15 protein-coding genes and 1 tRNA gene are annotated in these 13,133 nt (G+C 65.9%); 6 read left to right on the forward strand and 10 right to left on the reverse strand.

The features are described from left to right. The first annotated feature begins 20 nt into the window (after positions 1-20). The gene (locus UNPA324_RS23885; RefSeq protein WP_128916699.1) at positions 21-554 is read left to right on the forward strand and encodes a DUF4142 domain-containing protein; all 534 of its coding nucleotides are present in this window, start codon (positions 21-23) and stop codon (positions 552-554) included. A gap of 10 nt (positions 555-564) precedes the next feature. Beyond that, positions 565-885 (forward strand): cupredoxin domain-containing protein, encoded by a 321-nt coding sequence (locus UNPA324_RS23890; protein WP_128916700.1) that lies wholly within the window; start codon positions 565-567, stop codon positions 883-885. A 57-nt stretch (positions 886-942) separates the two neighbouring features. Here UNPA324_RS23890 and UNPA324_RS23895 read toward each other — a convergent pair whose 3' ends face one another. The 4 genes from UNPA324_RS23895 to UNPA324_RS23910 form a co-directional block, all read right to left on the reverse strand. Then, on the reverse strand, positions 943-1,209 hold the full coding sequence (locus tag UNPA324_RS23895; protein ID WP_128916701.1) for a hypothetical protein: 267 nt from the start codon (positions 1,207-1,209) through the stop codon (positions 943-945). 163 nt (positions 1,210-1,372) lie between these two features. Beyond that, complete coding sequence (locus UNPA324_RS23900) at positions 1,373-1,750, reverse strand: TIGR02301 family protein (RefSeq protein WP_128916702.1); 378 nt, start codon at positions 1,748-1,750, stop codon at positions 1,373-1,375. Positions 1,751-1,796: 46 nt separating this feature from the next. Continuing rightward, entirely contained in the window at positions 1,797-2,231 is a 435-nt protein-coding gene (locus UNPA324_RS23905) for an NUDIX hydrolase (protein ID WP_141936234.1), read from the reverse strand. Positions 2,232-2,248: 17 nt separating this feature from the next. Continuing rightward, positions 2,249-2,749 carry a hypothetical protein gene (locus tag UNPA324_RS23910; RefSeq protein WP_128916704.1) on the reverse strand — a complete coding sequence of 167 codons (501 nt, stop codon included), beginning with the start codon at positions 2,747-2,749 and terminating at the stop codon, positions 2,249-2,251. Between the two features lie 63 nt (positions 2,750-2,812). Between UNPA324_RS23910 and UNPA324_RS23915 the strand changes: the two genes are divergently transcribed. Continuing rightward, on the forward strand, positions 2,813-3,577 hold the full coding sequence (locus UNPA324_RS23915) for an SOS response-associated peptidase (protein WP_141936236.1): 765 nt from the start codon (positions 2,813-2,815) through the stop codon (positions 3,575-3,577). Between the two features lie 107 nt (positions 3,578-3,684). On the opposite strand, the gene UNPA324_RS23920 is transcribed toward UNPA324_RS23915, so the two are convergent. From UNPA324_RS23920 to UNPA324_RS23945, 6 genes are all read right to left on the reverse strand, one after another. Beyond that, the gene (locus tag UNPA324_RS23920; protein WP_141936238.1) at positions 3,685-4,878 is read right to left on the reverse strand and encodes a CaiB/BaiF CoA transferase family protein; all 1,194 of its coding nucleotides are present in this window, start codon (positions 4,876-4,878) and stop codon (positions 3,685-3,687) included. Between the two features lie 36 nt (positions 4,879-4,914). Then, the gene (locus UNPA324_RS23925; protein ID WP_141936240.1) at positions 4,915-5,844 is read right to left on the reverse strand and encodes a glycine/sarcosine/betaine reductase selenoprotein B family protein; all 930 of its coding nucleotides are present in this window, start codon (positions 5,842-5,844) and stop codon (positions 4,915-4,917) included. Positions 5,845-6,005: 161 nt separating this feature from the next. Continuing rightward, positions 6,006-6,587, reverse strand: a complete 582-nt coding sequence (locus tag UNPA324_RS23930; protein ID WP_128916708.1) for an NUDIX hydrolase — start codon at positions 6,585-6,587, stop codon at positions 6,006-6,008. A gap of 9 nt (positions 6,588-6,596) precedes the next feature. Continuing rightward, positions 6,597-7,043 (reverse strand): GNAT family acetyltransferase, encoded by a 447-nt coding sequence (locus UNPA324_RS23935; protein WP_141936242.1) that lies wholly within the window; start codon positions 7,041-7,043, stop codon positions 6,597-6,599. After that, positions 7,040-8,467, reverse strand: a complete 1,428-nt coding sequence (locus UNPA324_RS23940; RefSeq protein ID WP_128916709.1) for an FAD-binding oxidoreductase — start codon at positions 8,465-8,467, stop codon at positions 7,040-7,042. Before UNPA324_RS23940 ends, UNPA324_RS23935 begins: the two co-directional genes overlap by 4 nt. 23 nt (positions 8,468-8,490) lie before the next feature. Continuing rightward, positions 8,491-9,480: an L-threonylcarbamoyladenylate synthase gene (locus tag UNPA324_RS23945; protein ID WP_181769496.1), complete on the reverse strand. Its 990-nt coding sequence runs from the start codon at positions 9,478-9,480 to the stop codon at positions 8,491-8,493. Positions 9,481-9,548: 68 nt separating this feature from the next. Between UNPA324_RS23945 and UNPA324_RS23950 the strand changes: the two genes are divergently transcribed. The 3 genes from UNPA324_RS23950 to UNPA324_RS23960 all read left to right on the forward strand — a co-directional run bounded on the left by UNPA324_RS23950 (position 9,549) and on the right by UNPA324_RS23960 (position 13,035). Then, positions 9,549-9,625, forward strand: a tRNA-Pro gene (locus UNPA324_RS23950). 267 nt (positions 9,626-9,892) lie between these two features. Beyond that, positions 9,893-11,680 carry a sensor histidine kinase gene (locus UNPA324_RS23955; protein WP_141936246.1) on the forward strand — a complete coding sequence of 596 codons (1,788 nt, stop codon included), beginning with the start codon at positions 9,893-9,895 and terminating at the stop codon, positions 11,678-11,680. Beyond that, entirely contained in the window at positions 11,677-13,035 is a 1,359-nt protein-coding gene (locus UNPA324_RS23960; protein ID WP_141936248.1) for a sigma-54-dependent transcriptional regulator, read from the forward strand. The genes UNPA324_RS23955 and UNPA324_RS23960 overlap by 4 nt, the downstream gene beginning before the upstream one ends. Positions 13,036-13,133: the final 98 nt, after the last annotated feature.

Genomic DNA, 13,133 nt, shown 5'->3' on the forward strand with positions numbered 1-13,133 from the left:
CAGCACAGGAGTGTCAAACCATGTTTGTCCGTTGGAGCGCGGCGATCGCTGCCGCAATTCTGTTGTCCAGTCCGGCGCTGCTGCAAAGCGCCAGTGCAGCCGACAAGCCCACCGATCCGCAGATCGCCCATATCGCCTATACCGCTGGAGTCATCGACATCAACGCCGCCAAGCAGGCGCAGAAGAAGGCGAAGAGCAAGGACGTCAAGGCGTTTGCCGAGGACATGCTGCGCGACCACGAGGCCGTCAACAAGCAGGCGCTCGCGCTGGTCAAGAAGCTGAACGTCACCCCTGAAGACAACGACACCAGCAAGGCGCTGTCCAAGCAGGCCAGCGACAAGCTCGCCGAGCTCGACAAGCTGAGCGGCGCTGCCTTCGACAAGGCCTATGTCGCCAACGAGGTGGCCTACCACAAGCAGGTCAACGGCGCGCTGGAGACTCAGCTCATTCCCTCGGCCAGCAATGCCGAGCTGAAGAGCCTGCTGCAGACCGGCCTGAAGATCTTCCAGGGCCATCAGCAGCACGCCGAGCATGTCGCGACCGAGCTGAAATAGGGAGCGTGCGATGATGTCGGGACGGCTGTTTTCGCTTCCACTCGCGCTCGTCTGCGCGGCGATGGTCGTCCCGGCGCACGCCGCGACGATAGAGATCACGATGGAGAATCTCGTGATCTCTCCGGCTGAGATATCGGCCAAGGTCGGCGATACCGTCAACTGGGTCAACAAGGACGTCTTCGCCCATACCGCCACCGCGAAGAACGGCGATTTCGACGTGACACTGCCGCCGAAGAAATCGGCGACGTCAGTTCTGAAGAAGGCGGGAACGGTCGAGTATTACTGCCGCTATCATCCCAACATGAAGGCGACGCTCAAGATCGAGCCTTGAGGGAGGAGGGAGCGTTCACAGGCCCCGCCCGCGTGGCGGGGTCCTTTTCGCGAAAGACTACTGCCTCGCGAGCGTGACCGAAAATTCGCCATTGCGGATGCGGCCGGGAAAGCCTTCGACGAACTTGGCGACCGCGTCCTCGCCATAGGTGCCGACGAGCTCGGCAAAAGCCGCAAACAGGCTCGCCTGTGCCAGGCAGTCGCCGTCGACGCCGTCATGGCGCGCCTCGGCCCAGGCTTCGTTGAGATAGCCCAGTGCGGCCTGCTTCTGCTCGTGATCGGGCAGCGGCGCGCGGGCGGGGGCGTAGGAAATCGGCTGGCTCATGAAACTCGATCAGGGCTGGGGCGCGATCCACGGCGATGCGCTGTGCGAGAGGTTTAGCACGGGCGTTAACGACCGCTAGGCCACATCTTTAAGAACGGTTAACGGCTGTGAACAAAGTCGATGACAGGGTTCCAGCCGCCGTCATGCGTGGCGCGCCAAGAAATCAGTTCGCGTAACGCGCCGTCAGATCCCGTGAGATCTTCGAGCCTTCCTCGATATAGCGGCGGATCGCCACCGTCGCGGCCGGCGTGCAGCTGCGGTAGGTCTGCTGAAAGCCGTTATAGCCGCGGTTGAAACCGGCGATCATGCGGGTGCGGCGCTCACCGGAGGGGGTTTCGGCATCGATCAGCGCCTGCATCTCGTTGCGCCATTTGTTGCCCTCGTTGGATCCGCAGATGCCGCGCAGATAGTGCAGCCCGCCGAGGATCTCGGCCAGCCGCTGCAAATCGGCGTCGAACGGCGCCGCCACGTCCTGGGCCCGCATGGGTCCGGAGGCGCAGGCGAGAATCAGGGCAAAAATGGCCAGAAATCGCGTGGACATCGGCGGGGTGTATGCCTCCTCGGGGCTGATGACGCAAGGCGGGTGGTCAGGGGCCGATCAGGCGCGCGGCGGACTGGATGACCTCCTCCAGCCCCCCGGTCAGCTTGAGGTCGCCGAGGCTGGCGAGGGCATCCGGGGCGATCCAGCGGTAATCGTCGAGCTCGTCGTTGAGCGAGGGCTCCCGGGCCACCCAGCGGGCGGCAAAGGACATGATTATGTAATGGCCGGCGCCGGGCGCGGCGGGCAGCACCTCGCGCCAGCCGGCAAGGCCGACGATCTCGATTCGGAGCCCGGTCTCCTCGTCAACCTCGCGGCTCAGTGCCTTGTGCAGCGATTCGCCGAACTCGACCCGGCCGCCGGGCAGCGAATAGAACCCCTTCGCCGGCGAGCGCGCGCGGCGGGTCAGAAGCACCCTGCCGTCACGGAAGATCGCCGCACTGACCGCGATCTGGGGGTGGGTGGGCTGGACGACGGCCGGCATCTCTTCAACGATCTGGCTTAGTTCGACATGATGGTGTCGACGTCCGCTTCCGCGCCGCCATTGATGATGCCGCCGCAGGCGGCGATCAGCGGCTTGACCCAGAGGGCGGCCTGCTCGGCGAGGCGGACGCGGGTCGTGTCCTTCTCGACCTCGCGCATGGCCGAGCCGACCGCCGTTAAAATCGAGGTCATGGTGTCCGTGAGGTGGTCGAACTGGGCGCGCAGGTTGGGATCGGCCTTCTCATAGGCTTCGATGGCGAGATCGCGCGCCTTGAAATTCGACGCCGTGAAATGCTCGGCATAGGACAGCGGCGTCCAGGTCAAAAAATCTTCCGCGCATTCCGGCATGTCGGGAACCATTTCCAGCAGCATCACGGCTTCATTGAAATGGTTGAGATAGTCGGTGGCAAGCCCGGTCCGCGGATTGATATTGGCCACGCGCAGCCGCTCGGCCCAGGCGGTGGCCTCGGGGCCCGTCTGTACATGCGTCCGCGCGGGTTGGGAGGCCGTTGAGCTCATCTGCCGCAGTGTTAACGTTCGGGGTTAAAAGGACCTGAACGAACCCTATATAGACGCCTTGGGATGTGTGGACGCTTCGTCATAACTTCGGCCCCCGCGGCTTTGCGGCAATTGTTCGGCTATGTCGAGCAGCCGAACTTCCCGCCCCGGTACAATGTCGCCCCGACGCAGCCTATTCCGGTCGTGCTGGTCGAGAACGGCGCGCGCCATTTCCGCCTGATGCGCTGGGGCCTCTTGCCTAGCTGGGTCAAGGACCCCAAGGGTTTTACGCTCCTGATCAATGCCCGTTCCGAGACGGTGCTGGAGAAGCCCGCGTTCAAAAAGGCGATACGCCGGCGGCGCGGCCTGATCCCGGCCGACGGCTATTACGAATGGAAGGTGGAGGGCGGCCGCAAGCAGCCGTTCTTCATCCACCGCGCCGACGGTGCGCCGCTCGGCTTCGCTGCTGTGTTCGAGACCTGGGCCGGGCCGAACGGCGAGGAACTCGACACCATCGCGATCGTCACGGCCGCGGCGGACGAGGATCTCGCGGCGCTGCATGACCGCGTGCCCGTCACCATCAGCGAGCGCGATTTCGAGCGCTGGCTCGATTGCCGCAGTGACGAGATCGATTCGATCCTGCCGCTGATGGCCGCACCGCGCATCGGCGAGTTCGCCTGGCACCCGATCTCCACCCGCGTCAACCGCGTCGCCAACGACGACGAGCAGCTGCTCTTGCCGATCAGCGCGGAGGAGATGGAGGCGGAGGCAGAGGCTGCGAAGCCGAAGAAGGCACCGCGGAAGGCCGCGGCCAGCTCGGCGGATGATGGGCAGGGATCGTTGTTTTAGGCGGGTTTGCTTTAGCCGAGCTGCCGCCATTCACTCCGCTGTCGTCCCGGATCAGCGCTCCGCTTCGCTACGCTTGTCCGGGACGACATCGAGTGTGAAGCGCCGCCTCACACAATCTCCTTCGCCCTCAACCCCGCGATCTCCGCCGCATCGAATCCCAGCTCGCCCAGCACCGCATCCGTATCCGCGCCCAATTCCGGCGCCATCCGGTCGAGCTTCCCGCCGCCATGCGCGAGCTTGAAACCGCTGCCGGCAAAGCGCAGGCGGCCATAGGGTGTGTCCAGCTCCTGGATCGCGCCGCGCGCCTTGATTTGCGGATGATCGATCACTTCCTCGACCTTCCAGATGCTGGCGCAGGGTGCGCCGGCGTCTTCCAAAATGCTCTCCCATTCGCGCGCGGGCTTGGCGGCGAGCGCTTCCTCGATGATGGCGCGTAGCGCAGGTTCGTTCTCGTTGCGCGAAAACCAGTCGGCAAAGCGCGGGTCGGCAAGCGTGTCCTCGCGGCCGAGCGCAGCCATCAGCGCGCGATACTGCTTCTCGTTGTTGACGGCAAGCAGGATGTGGCCGTCGCCGCATTTGAAAAGGTTTGCCGTGGTCCTGCGGCTCACCGCCTGGTTGCCCGAGAGTGTCTGGCGATGGCCGGCGACCGACCAGTCCGCGATCTGGCCCGACAGAAACGCCAGCGTCGCCTCCAGCATCGAGACGTCGACGAGCTGGCCCTTGCCGGTGCGGTCGCGCTGGTACAGCGCGCTCGAGACGCCGAACGCGGCGGTCGCGCCCGAGAGCACGTCGCACACGGCAAAGCCCGCGCGCGTCGGCCCGGTTTCGGGATGGCCGGTGATGGCCATGATGCCCGAGAGCGCCTGCATCTTGCCGTCATAGCCGGGCCGCAAGCGATCCGGGCCGGTCTGGCCGAAACCTGACACCGCGCAATAGATCAGCTTTGGATTGATCGCGGAGAGCGCCTCATAGCCGATGCCGAGCTTGTCCATCACGCCGGGGCGGAAATTCTCCATGACGACGTCGACGGTCTCTGCGAGCTTCTTCACGATCGCGATCGCCTCGGGCTTCTGCAGATCGAGCGTCAGGCTGCGCTTGTTGCCGTTGATGGCCTGGAACGCGGGCGCGAGGCCACGTTCGGCCCATTCGCGTGAGAGCGGCGTGCGGCGCATGTCTTCGCCCTCGCGCCGCTCGACCTTGATGATTTCGGCGCCCAGCAGCGCGAGCTGGTAGCTCGCATAGGGGCCGGCCAGCACTTGCGTGAAATCCAGGATCTTCACGCCCTCGAACGGTCGCGTCACGTCGCTCTCCCTTTTTGTTTTGGTTGTCGGAGGACGTCAGGCGGCGCGGTTGCCGCGCGCGATCTCCTTCTGCTTGTCGAATTCGGCGCGGCGGCGCGCCAGCTCTTCCGGGGAAAGCTGCGCGACGTTGTTGTAGTCGAGCTTCCAGGAGGCATCCTCGCTCCAGCGCAGCGGCGACTGCATCGTCGTTTGCGGGCCGCTCGCGGTCTCCAGCAGCTTGAGCGCCAGCTCGAGCGTCTGTGCCTGCGAGGCGACGTCGTGCGGCTTGCCGGCGGAATTGCCGAGCGGGAAGTCGGAGAACAGGAAGCGCGGCACAGCGGCGTGCTCGACGATGTCCTTGGCGCAGCCCATGATCACGGTCGGAATGCCGTTGCGCTCCAGATGCCGCGCCACCAGCGCCGTGGTCTGGTGGCAGACCGGGCAGTTCGGCACCAGCACCGCGGCATCGACCTTGTCGGCAAGGCAGCGCGCCAAAATCTCCGGCGCGTCGGTGTCGAGCGTGACGCGGTGGCTGCGGTTGGTCGGCGCGCCGAGGAAGCGCGGGGCGACCTCGCCAATGCGCCCGGCCGCGGACGCCTTCAACAGCTGTGGCAGCGGAAACCAGGTGCCGCTGTCGGTGGCGCTCGTGTGCTTGCGGTCGTAGCCGATATGCGAGATGCGAAGGTCGTGCTCTTTCGACGTGTCGCCGTCATAGACCTGATAGAATTTCGCGCTGCCGTTATACGCCGCGCCCGGCCCCTGGTCGCCCTTATCAGGATCGTACGGCGCGGCGGTCGTGATGATGGTCACGCGCGACTTTGCCAGCGGCTTCTTCAGCGCCTGGAACGGTGCCGAAGTGTAATGCGCCCAGCGATACGCCGTGGTGTAACCGATCGCCGCATAGTAATCGCGGGTGCGCTGCATGTAGGGGATGGGGGCATCGTAGTCGGGCGCAAAGCCGAATTCGTCGTCGCGCGAAGCGGACATGGGCGCGTCTCCTGGTTCCTGGTTGGGACCAGACTAGAGATAGTTCTGGGATTGCTCAACGGGGGGTGGGAGGATGCAGGCCTGAATTGCATTGCGCAATGCCTCGCCGCGCGGCAGGTGCGCTCCCTCGCCCCGCACGCGGGGAGAGGCGAAGAAAGCACCTACCTGAACACATGCAGCGCCGCATATTGCAGCAGCATGATCGCCTTGGCGTCGATGATGCGGCCGTCGGCGATCATCGCCAGGGCCTCGTCGATGGAAAGCTCCAGCACCTCGATGTCCTCGCCCTCGTGCTCGAGACCGCCGCCGTCGCTGACGCGCATCTCGGGCTCGTATTCGGCGACGAAGAAATGCAGCTTCTCGGTGATGGCGCCCGGGCTCATGAAGGCCTCGAACACCTTGTGGACGTGATGCAGGCGATAGCCGGTTTCCTCCTCGGCCTCGGCGCGGATGCGCTCCTCGGGCTCGGCATTGTCCAAAACGCCGGCGGCCGCCTCGATCAGCAGATCGTCGTAGCCGCGGATGAAGGCCGGCAGGCGGAATTGCTTCACCAGGATCACTGTCCGCCGTGCGCGATTGTACGGCAGCACGGCGGCGGCGTTGTCGCGCTCATAGGTCTCGCGGTGCTGCGTCTGCCATTCGCCGCTGGCGCGGCGGTACTCGAACGTGGTGGTCTTCAGCGTGGTCCAGCCGTCCGAGAGCACACGGACGTCCTTGATGCGGACGCGGTCGGAAATGGTCATGGCGGGATCTCAATTGCTTGGCGTGGTCGCGCGGCCGTCGAGCCACTTCTGGTACATCACGGACGTCGATAGCTCGAAGCCCAGCGAGCCGTAGAACGCATTGGCCTGCGCGTTCTCGCGGCGGACCAGGAGCTGCAGCTTGGCAATGCCGGCTCCGCGCAGCCAATCCTCGGCCGCTGCCATGATGACGCGGCCGAAGCCGCGCTTCTGGCAGTCTGGATCGACCGCGACGTAATAGACCCAGCCGCGATGGCCGTCATGGCCGACCATGACGCTCGCGACGATCGCGCCATTGTCGCGGCCGATCAGCACGGTGGAATTGTCGCGCCGCCGCGCCAGGTCGATGTCAGCATGCGGATTGTTCCAGGGCCGCGTCAGGCCGCAGCGCTGCCACAGCGCGACGACCTTCTCGACATCGGCGTCGGTGATCGCAGAGATCGCAAGCGACACGCTCACAGCACCTTCCCCGGGTTCATGATGCCGTGCGGATCGAGCATCGCCTTGATCGCGCGCATCAGCTCGATCGCGGTCTTGTCCTTGACGTCGGGCAGCTCGTCGCGCTTGAGCACGCCGATGCCGTGCTCGGCGGAGATCGAGCCGCCCATGCGCAGCACGATCTCGAACACCACGGCGTTCACCTCGTGCCAGCGCGCCAGATAATCGGCGGTGTCGGCCCCGATCGGCTGGCTGACATTGTAATGAAGATTGCCGTCGCCGAGATGGCCGAACGGAACGGGGCGCGCGCCGGAGATCAGCCTCACCACGGCGGCGTCGGCCTCGGCGATGAAGGCGGGCACGGCGGCTACGGGAACCGAAATGTCGTGCTTGATCGAGCCGCCCTCGGGCTTCTGCGCCGCCGACATCTCCTCGCGCAGCTTCCAGAAATCGTTGCGCTGGGAAAGGCTCGACGCGATCACGGCATCGTCGACGATCTCCTCTTCCATGGCGCGGGCGAGGATCGTCTCCAGCGGCGTACGGGCGTCGTCACCGGGAGAGGACAATTCCATCAGCACGTACCAGGGATGCTTCTCTGCGAGCGGATCGCGCACATCGATGCCGTGCCGCACCGAGAAGTCGACCGCCATCTCCGACAGCAGCTCAAAACTCGTCAGCGCATTGGCGGCTTCGCCTTGTGCGATCGTCAGCAGCTTCAAGGCCGCGTCCGGCGACTTCAGGCCGACGAAAGCGGTCTCGACCGCCCGAGGTTTCGGGAACAGTTTCAGCGTCGCCGCCGTGATGATGCCGAGCGTGCCTTCGGCGCCGATGAAGAGATTGTGCAGATTGTAGCCGGTGTTGTCCTTTTTCAGCTTCGAGAGCACGTTGAGCACGCGCCCGTCGGCGAGCACCACCTCCAAGCCCAGCGCCATCTCGCGCGCCACGCCATAGGCGAGCGCGGCGGTGCCGCCGGCATTGGTGGAGAGATTGCCGCCGATGGTGCAGCTGCCTTCCGCGCCCAGCGACAGCGGAAACAGCCGGTCCACATCGGAGGCCTTCGCTTGCGCCACCTGCAACACCACGCCGGCTTCGACCGTCATGGTGTTGGAGGCGGTATCGACCTCGCGAATCTTGTCGAGCCGCCGCAGCGACACCACGACTTCGCCATTGTGCGGGGTCTGGCCGCCGACGAGGCCGGTATTGCCGCCCTGTGGCACCAGCGCGATCTTGTGCGCGAAGGCGAGCTTGCAGATTTCGGAGACTTCGGCCGTCGAGCCCGGGCGCAGCACCAGCGGCGAGCGGCCGTGGAACAAATTGCGCTCCTCGGTGACGTAGGGCTCGATGTCATTCGCATCGGTGATGGCGTGGCGCTCGCCGACGATCTTGCGGAATTGCTCGATCAGCTCGGGCGCAAGCGGAGGGGTGGCAGGTTGATTGACGTTCATTCTCGTGTCTCTTCTCAAGCTTCTTATCGCGCAACCGCGGCCCGGCGCAGCCGGTCGTTGATCGCTTCGCCGAGGCCTTCCTCGGGAATCGTCATCACCGCGATCGTCCGCGGCCCCTTCGCATCCAGGCTGCGAAGATAGCCGAACAGATTGGCGGCGGCTTCATCGAGATCACCGGTGGGCGACAGATTCATGACGGCGGCTGCGGCCTCCATACCGGGCAGGCGCGCCGGTCCGAACCCCAGCAGCGCTTCGCCGGGCGCCACCTCCTGCGCGTTGAGCCGCACGGGAGCGCGCGGTGCGTAATGCGAGGCCAGCATGCCCGGCGCCAACGGTTGGCTGTCGTCGCTCTCGCCCTCGGCCGTCGGTCGCACTAGGCTCGCACCCAGCACCGCCTCGATCCGCTCGCGCGACAGCCCGCCGGGTCGCAGCAGCATCGCCGTCTCGAAGCAGCCGATAATGGTCGATTCGACGCCGACCGTCACAGGCCCGCCGTCGACGATCAGGTCGATCCGCCCCGATAAATCGCTTTCGACATGGGCGGCCAGCGTCGGCGAGACGTGACCGGAGATGTTGGCGGACGGCGCCACCACCGCCCCGCCAAAGGCGCGCAGGATCGCCTGCGCGACAGGATGGGCGGGAATGCGGATCGCGACCGTGTCGAGGCCGGCGGTGGCGAGATCCGCCACCGGGCAGCCCTCCGTCTTCGGCACCACCAGCGTCAGCGGCCCCGGCCAGAACGCCTCCGCAAGCTTCAACGCGCGCGCGTCGAACCGCCCGATCCGTTGCGCGGCCGAGAGGCCGGCGACATGCGCGATCAGCGGATTGAACGCCGGCCGCCCCTTGGCGGCGTAGAGGTGGGCGATCGCGGTGGCGTTGGCGGCATCGGCCCCGAGCCCGTAGACCGTCTCGGTCGGAAACGCGACCAGCCCGCCGGCCGCCAGGGTCCGGGCAGCGGCTTCCGCGCCGGCCACGCCGGCCGGTAAAATCAGCGTTTCAACACCCGTTTTCACAGGGACAAAATTCCTCATCTCGGCCGCTTGCGGTGCGTCAAACCCAACGCTATAAGCCGCCTTCTTGTCGGAGTGTGGCTCAGCCCGGTAGAGCACTGCGTTCGGGACGCAGGGGTCGCAGGTTCGAATCCTGCCACTCCGACCATTCTTCCAAAAGTCGACGTTTTCCAGAGGCTTGGCCGACCGGCCGCCGGCACCTCGGAGCGCCTTTCTGCAACGATTTTCGGGGCGGGTCCACGGCGGATTTGGCCGGGCAGGGCGGCTTGTCGCGGCGGCATGGCTTGCGGCCGCTCCCGTTAGCTGTCCACCAATGAACGGACGGCTCGGCGTTCCCTTGGCAAGCCCCGTTATCCGCCGCGGCGCCGGTCGCGCGATGTGATACCTAGCGATATCGTCCCGATCCGGAGCGCAGATGCAACCTCCTCGTCCAGCCCTGCTGCGGCAAACGCTGATGGGCGCCCTTGCGCTCGCGGCGATCGCGGCGGTGGGCTGGCTGACCTACGTTCTTGCCCTGGATGCGGGGTTTGCGCGCATGCAGCGGGAGGCCAAGGACCGGCTCGCGCTGATCGCCAGCACCTTCGACGCAACGGTCGCGCGCTATCGCTATTTGCCGGCGGTCCTGTCGCTCGCCGATCCCATCCGCGAGCTCTACCGCGATCCCCACGATGCGGCAGCGACTGCCGCCGCCAATCGCTACCTCAAATCGCTCAACCAGGGCGCGCGATCTGCCGAGCTGTATGTTCTCGACAGCACAGGCCTTGCGCTGGCGGCGAGCAATTTCGACCAGGATTCGAGCTTCGTCGGACACAATTACGCCTTCCGCGCCTATTTCGTCGATGCGATGCGAACCGGCGAGGGCCATTACTACGCCGTCGGCGCCACCACGGGACAGCCCGGCTATTTCCTGTCGCACCGGATCGTGGAGGGGGGCAAAACCCTCGGCGTCGCCGTGGTCAAGATCGATCTCAGCGCGCTCGAGGCCGACTGGGCGCGGGCCGGCGACCTCGTGGCGATGGAGGACGAGAACGGCGTGATCTTCCTCGCCAGCCGCGAGGACTGGAAATATCGTCCGCTGCTCCCGGTCCCCGCCGAGCGGCTCGCTGAATTGAACGCCGTGCAGCAATTCGGTCAGGCGATCGATGCAGCTCCGGTCTTCGTGCCCGAGCGGGACCGGCAGCGCGTTCAGATCGGTCGCGCGCGCGGCAGCGGCAATGTGGAGCTCGGCGAATACGCACTTCAGGTCCATCCGCATGACCAGGGCTGGAAGCTGCTGCTGTTCTCGGACGTCGCGGATGCACGGCGCAGTGCGGCGACTGTTGCGATCGCGGGCGTCCTCGCTCTCGTCGCTTCGCTGCTGGTCGTGCTGGTTGCCTATCAGCGGCGGCAGGCCGTCAGGACGAAGCTCGAGGCGCATGACGTTCTCGAGCGGCGCGTGGCCGAACGCACGGAAGAGCTGCGCCGCACCCTCGAAAGTCTCGTGCAGAGCGCCAAGCTCGCGAGCCTCGGTCAGGCGCTCGCCGGTGTCGCGCACGAGATCAACCAGCCGCTCGCGGCGCTGATCACCTATGTCGCGAGCAGTCGCGTCCTGCTCCGTCGCAACGAGGTCGATCGTGCCGCCGCCAACCTCGATCTGATGTCTTCGATCGCCGAACGCATGATGGCGCTGATCGATCACTTACGGATGTTCGCGCGCAAGGAGACCGGCACACGCAGCGCCGTCGAGCTCGCGCCTGTCATCGACAATGCGGTTCGCCTGCTGCAATACCGGATCAACAACGAGCATATCGAGATGGTGCGCACTGCGCCCGCCGAGCCGCTGCATAGTCTTGCCAATTCGATCCGGCTCGAGCAGGTGATCGTCAACCTGTTGTCGAATGCGATCGACGCGATGCGCGATTCCGAGCGGCGGGTGCTCGAGGTCGCGCTCGGCCGGCGGGGCGACAGCGCCGTGATCGAGATCAGCGATACCGGTGCCGGCATTGCGCCCGAGCACATCAAATCGCTGTTCGACCCGTTCTTCACCACCAAGGAGATCGGCGAGGGGCTTGGCCTCGGGCTTTCGATTTCGTACGGAATCGTCAGGGAGTTCGGAGGAAATATCTTGGTGGACAGCGCGCCCGGCAGGGGCTCGACCTTCAAGGTCGTCATTCCGGTCATGGATGCCGCGCCGGCCCCGGAACATCGGGAATTGCAGGCATGAGCGGCTCCGTGCTCGTCGTCGACGATGAGGAGATCGTCCGCAATTCGGTGCGGCAATGGCTGGAGCTCGGCGGCTTCACGGTCCGGGTTGCCGCCGGCGCGGACGAGGCCATTCGCCTCGTGAAGGAAGCTCCGCCCGAGGCCGTGCTGACCGATTTTCGCATGCCGCACCGATCCGGGCTCGAATTGATGGGTGACATTCATCGCGCCGACCCTGATATTCCCGTGGTGCTCCTGACCGCGCATGGCGACGTGCCGCTGGCCGTGGCTGCGATGCGGGAGGGCGCCTACGACTTCCTGCAGAAGCCTCACGATCCCGAACTGCTTTCGGCGGTCATCACCCGCGCAATCGAGCGGCGGCGGTTGAAAGTGCAGCTCAGCCAGCTCGCCGATCGTCTCGCCGCTCCTGGCGCGATCGATGCCCGCCTGATCGGCCTGTCGAAGCCGATGGCCGCGGTGCGCGCCAGCGTGCTCGAGCTCGCCGGTCACGATCGCGACGTGATCGTCACGGGCGAGACCGGAACCGGCAAGGAGGTCGTGGCGCGCGCGTTGCACGATTTCGGACCGCGCGCGAAGGCGCCTTTCGTCGCCGTGAACTGCGCCGCGATTCCGGCCGAATTGTTCGAAAGCGAATTGTTCGGCCACGAGGCCGGTGCCTTCACCGGCGCCCGTGGCGCCCGCATCGGAAAGTTCGAGCACGCCAGCGGCGGCACGCTGCTGCTCGACGAGATCGAAAGCATGCCGCTTCCGTTCCAGGCCAAGATCCTGCGGGCGCTCCAGGAGCGCGCGATCGAGCGGGTCGGGTCCAACAAGCTCCTGCCCATCGACGTTCGGATCATCGCGGCTGCCAAGGGCGATCTCGCGGCGGACAGCCGCCAGGGACGTTTCCGCTCCGATCTTTACTTCCGTCTTGCCGCGGCGGAGATCCGCCTGCCGGCGCTGCGCGAGCGCGACAATGATGTCCTGCTGCTGTTCGAGCATTTTGCCGCCGCTGCCGCCAAGGGCGCGGGCCGCACGATGTCGCCGCTGCGGGCGGACGATCTCGACGCGCTGCTTGCACATGACTGGCCCGGCAATGTGCGCGAGCTGAAGAACGTTGCCGAACGTTATGCGCTGGGACTGGTCGCGACCGGCCGCAGCGTTGCCGAGATCCTTCGGCGCGGCGAACCGGGAGCGCCGCAGCGGTCGCTCGCCGACCGTGTTGCGGCCTATGAGCGCGCGCTGATCGAGGCTGCCTTGCGCGAGCATGACTGGTCGATCGCTGCCGTCACCGAGGATCTCGGCGTGCCACGCCGAACGTTGAACGAGAAGATGGCGAAATACGCGCTGACACGGCCCGGCCGCAAGGAGTCCTGAGCCGGCGGCGATCGGCGGAAATCCGCCGATGTCGACATTCGCGTCGGCGGATTCCTGCCGATGTTTTGGCCCTCGCGAGGCCGTATTCCCCCAGAATC

Origin of the sequence: Bradyrhizobium sp. UNPA324 (assembly GCF_006658635.1) — a bacterium.
In the GTDB taxonomy this organism is placed as follows: domain Bacteria; phylum Pseudomonadota; class Alphaproteobacteria; order Rhizobiales; family Xanthobacteraceae; genus Bradyrhizobium; species Bradyrhizobium nanningense.

What these genes read in the sequence shown, in the direction of transcription:
- UNPA324_RS23905 (WP_141936234.1), bottom strand. Translation starts at nt 2,231, where the DNA reads ATGCCGGCCGTCGTCCAGCCCACCCACCCCCAGATCGCGGTCAGTGCG.
- UNPA324_RS23940 (WP_128916709.1), bottom strand. Translation starts at nt 8,467, where the DNA reads ATGAACGTCAATCAACCTGCCACCCCTCCGCTTGCGCCCGAGCTGATC.
- UNPA324_RS23930 (WP_128916708.1), bottom strand. Translation starts at nt 6,587, where the DNA reads ATGACCATTTCCGACCGCGTCCGCATCAAGGACGTCCGTGTGCTCTCG.
- UNPA324_RS23955 (WP_141936246.1), top strand. Translation starts at nt 9,893, where the DNA reads ATGCAACCTCCTCGTCCAGCCCTGCTGCGGCAAACGCTGATGGGCGCC.
- UNPA324_RS23960 (WP_141936248.1), top strand. Translation starts at nt 11,677, where the DNA reads ATGAGCGGCTCCGTGCTCGTCGTCGACGATGAGGAGATCGTCCGCAAT.
- UNPA324_RS23910 (WP_128916704.1), bottom strand. Translation starts at nt 2,749, where the DNA reads ATGAGCTCAACGGCCTCCCAACCCGCGCGGACGCATGTACAGACGGGC.
- UNPA324_RS23890 (WP_128916700.1), top strand. Translation starts at nt 565, where the DNA reads ATGATGTCGGGACGGCTGTTTTCGCTTCCACTCGCGCTCGTCTGCGCG.
- UNPA324_RS23915 (WP_141936236.1), top strand. Translation starts at nt 2,813, where the DNA reads ATGTGTGGACGCTTCGTCATAACTTCGGCCCCCGCGGCTTTGCGGCAA.
- UNPA324_RS23925 (WP_141936240.1), bottom strand. Translation starts at nt 5,844, where the DNA reads ATGTCCGCTTCGCGCGACGACGAATTCGGCTTTGCGCCCGACTACGAT.
- UNPA324_RS23895 (WP_128916701.1), bottom strand. Translation starts at nt 1,209, where the DNA reads ATGAGCCAGCCGATTTCCTACGCCCCCGCCCGCGCGCCGCTGCCCGAT.
- UNPA324_RS23885 (WP_128916699.1), top strand. Translation starts at nt 21, where the DNA reads ATGTTTGTCCGTTGGAGCGCGGCGATCGCTGCCGCAATTCTGTTGTCC.
- UNPA324_RS23900 (WP_128916702.1), bottom strand. Translation starts at nt 1,750, where the DNA reads ATGTCCACGCGATTTCTGGCCATTTTTGCCCTGATTCTCGCCTGCGCC.